The following is a 3,753-nucleotide window of genomic DNA, read 5'->3' as shown; positions in this document are numbered from 1 at the left end:
ACTCCCGGCGCACCGCACGCGTCCACCGCCCAACTGGCCCGCGCCCTGGAGCACCAGCGCGAACTGGTGGCCCACGCTCGCCCAGTGATGGAGTTTGTGTTTGAACAAACCCGCGATAGCAACTGCATGGTGATCCTGGCCGACAGCGGCGGCCTGCTGTTGCACACCCTGGGCGACGCGGCCTTTCTGGACCGCGCCAGCCGCGTGGCCCTGCGCCCCGGTGCCACTTGGCACGAGCAATACCGCGGCACCAATGCCATCGGCACCGCCATGGCCGAGCAGATTCCGGTGGCGGTGCACGCCAGCGAACATTACCTGGAACGCAACGGCTTCCTCACCTGCGCCGCCGCGCCCATCCACGACCCGGCAGGCCGCTTGCTGGGCGCGCTGGACATCTCGGGCGACCACCGAGGTTACCACCCGCACACTCTAGGCCTGGCCCGTTCGGCGGCCCGCATGATCGAGCACAAGCTGTTTGAAACCCGCCACGCAGGCCACATTCGGCTGCGCTTTCACAGCCAGGTCGAAGGGATTGGCAGCGTCACCGAATGCCAGTTGGCGGTATCACCCGATGGCTGGCTGCTGGGTGCCAACACCGGGGCGCTGCAGTGGCTGTGCCTGGGGCGCGACAGCATTGGCCGCGTCCAGCTCGAAGCCGTGTGGCCGCTGGCCCATGCACTGGTGCTGCAGCCTGGCCCGGCCACGGTGCGCCAGGTGTCCGGGCCCAGTGGCGGCCTGGTTTGGCTGCGGGTGGACTTTGGGCGCAGCCGCGCCTTGCCGCGTGCCGCTTCCACGCCTACGCCGACCACAGAACCTGCCGTCTGCGACGCTTTGGCGGCCCTGGACACGGGCGATACCACCTTCCGCGCCGCGCTGGACAAGGCACGCCGCGTGGTGGGCAAACCCATCGCCTTGCTGCTGCAGGGCGAATCCGGCGTGGGCAAAGAGGTGTTTGCCCGCGCCGTGCATGCTACCGGGCCCCGCAAGAATGGTCCGTTTGTGGCGGTGAACTGCGCCGCTTTGCCCGAATCGCTGATCGAAGCCGAGTTGTTTGGCTACAGCCCCGGCGCTTTTACCGGGGCGCGGCGCGAAGGCTCCCCCGGTCGCCTGCGCGAAGCCCATGGCGGCACTTTGCTGCTGGACGAGGTGGGCGACATGCCGCTGGCCTTCCAGGCGCGGCTGCTGCGCGTGCTGCAAGAGCGCCAGGTGCAACCCCTGGGCGGCGGCAAGACCGTGGCGCTGGATTTCTTTTTGGTCTGTGCCACCCACCGCCAGCTGCGCGACGAGATGCAGGCCGGGCGCTTCCGCGAAGACCTGTACTACCGCATCAACGGCCTCACGCTGCACCTGCCGCCCCTGCGCGAACGCAGCGACCAGGGCGCGTTGATCGAGCGGCTGCTGGCCACGCTGGCCCCTGGCCAAAGCCTGCAACTGGCTCCCAGCCTGGTCACCGCCTTTTTGCATTTCAATTGGCCGGGCAATGTGCGCCAACTGGCCAACGCCCTGTGCACCGCCTGCGCCTTGCTGGACGAGGGTGAAAACGTGATCGACTGGCACCACCTGCCAGACGACTTGGCGGAGGATCTGCGCCGTAACCCTGTACCGCCAGAAACGGTGCCAGACGGCCCGTTGCGCGCCCAGTCGGCACGCACCATGGAACGGGTTTTGTTGCAGTGCGACGGCAATGTGTCCCAGGCCGCGCGGCAATTGGGGGTGAGTCGCAACACTTTGTACCGCACATTGGGGGGTAAATAGTTTTATGCATAAAAATAGCCTCTAGCGCATATTGCACCTGCGCTGGCAGCTATTTATTTGATAGTTTTTAGCCTGTAATTTTTACGCCCATTTCGGGCGGTCTTTCGTACCCTACTGGTAACTCCTAAGCTGCCGACCCCTGTGGTTCCGGAGTACCATTGCGGCTGTAATTTAGTTACCAAAAAACCATGACAATCCACCCCACGGTAGCGGCGGTCACAGACCGCATTCGTGCGCGTAGCGGCCCCACCCGCAGCGCTTATCTAGAACGCCTGGATGCAGCCGCCCAGCGTAAACCGGGTGCAGAGCGCATGGGTTGCGCCAACGTGGCCCACGCGTTTGCCGGTATGCCGGTGAACGACAAGCTCAAGGTGGTGGCCGAAAAAGCCCTGAACATCGGCATCGTCACCGCCTACAACGACATGCTGTCGGCCCACACGCCGATGCAAACCTACCCCGACATCGTCAAGGCCGAGGCCCGCCGCCATGGTGCCACCGCCCAGGTCGCCGGTGGCGTGCCCGCGATGTGCGACGGCGTCACCCAGGGCACGCCCGGCATGGAACTCAGCCTGTTCAGCCGCGACGTGATCGCCATGGCCACCGCCGTGGCCCTGAGCCACGACATGTTCGATGCCGCCCTGATGCTGGGCGTGTGTGACAAGATCGTGCCTGGCCTGCTGATCGGCGCGCTGCAATTCGGCCATTTGCCTACCGTATTTGTGCCCGCAGGCCCCATGCCCACCGGCTTGTCGAACAACGCCAAATCCAAGGTGCGTGAGCAAGCTGCCCAGGGTTTGGTGGGACGTACCGAGCTGCTGCAGGCCGAATCCGCCGCTTATCACGCGGCCGGTACCTGCACCTTCTACGGCACCGCCAACAGCAACCAGATGCTGCTCGAAGCCATGGGCCTGCACGTGCCCGGCACGGCTTTTGTGGCCCCCGGCGGCGCGATGCGCGACGAGCTCACCCGCGAAGCCACCCGCACCGTGCTGGCCGACGTGAAAGCCAAGCGCTTTGCGCCCATCGGCCACGTGGTGGACGAGCGCTGCATCGTCAACGCCATGGTCGCCTTGCTGGCCACCGGCGGCTCTACCAACCACCTGATCCACTGGGTGGCTGTGGCCTCTGCCGCAGGCATCGTGATCGACTGGGACGACTTCAGCGCTTTGTCGGATGTGGTGCCCACGCTGTCGCACGTGTACCCCAACGGCAGTGCCGATGTGAACCAGTTCCAGGCCGCAGGCGGCCCCGGTTTCATCATCCGTGAGCTGATGGACGCGGGATTTATGCACGCCGACGTGCTCACCGTGCGCCCCGGCGGCCTGCGTGAATTTGCCGGTGAGCCCGCCATGGTGGGCGACACCCTAACCTGGAACACCAAGCTGGTATCCGGCGACGACACCATCGTGCGCCCCGCCAGCAACCCGTTTAGCCCCACTGGCGGCCTCAAGCTGCTCAAAGGCAATCTGGGCCGCAGTGTGATCAAGGCTTCCGCTGTACCGGCCGACCGCCACATCATCGAAGCCCCAATCCGCCTGTTTGATTCGCAAGAAGCCCTGCACCTGGCCTTCAACGCGGGCGAACTCAACCGCGACGTGGTGTGCGTGGTGCGCTGGCAAGGCCCGCAAGCCAACGGCATGCCCGAGCTGCACAAACTCACCCCCCCGCTGGCCGTATTGCAAGGCAAGGGCTACCGCGTGGCGCTGGTCACCGATGGGCGCATGAGCGGTGCGTCCGGCAAGGTGCCCGCCGCCATCCACGTATCCCCCGAAGCCCTGGCCGGTGGCCCGCTGGCCAAGTTGCTGGACGGCGACGTCGTGCGCCTGGATGCCGTAGCCGGTACGCTGCAGGCCCTGGTGCCGGATGCTGAATGGGCTGCCCGCCCCCTGGCCACCATGCCCGAAGAGCTGCGCATTGCGAACGGCTTCGGCATGGGCCGCGAACTTTTTTCGGGCATGCGCCGCAATGCCCTCACCGCTGAACAAGGAGCTCTCTCAT

2 protein-coding genes are annotated in these 3,753 nt (G+C 65.8%); both read left to right on the top strand.

Translation table 11 applies throughout. The features are described 5' to 3' along the window. A partial coding sequence (locus ABI213_RS18495; RefSeq protein ID WP_348028165.1) for a sigma-54-dependent Fis family transcriptional regulator occupies positions 1-1,755 on the top strand: 1,755 nt, incomplete at its 5' end. 188 nt (positions 1,756-1,943) lie between these two features. Beyond that, positions 1,944-3,753, top strand: a 1,810-nt coding sequence (gene edd / locus ABI213_RS18490; RefSeq protein WP_348028163.1) for a phosphogluconate dehydratase, incomplete at its 3' end; no start/stop codon positions are given.

Origin of the sequence: Rhodoferax sp. (genome assembly GCF_039922535.1) — a bacterium.
Classification (GTDB): domain Bacteria; phylum Pseudomonadota; class Gammaproteobacteria; order Burkholderiales; family Burkholderiaceae_C; genus Rhodoferax_B.
The sequence above is the reverse complement of the archived record's forward strand: the minus strand, read 5'-3'. Positions and strand labels throughout refer to the sequence as shown.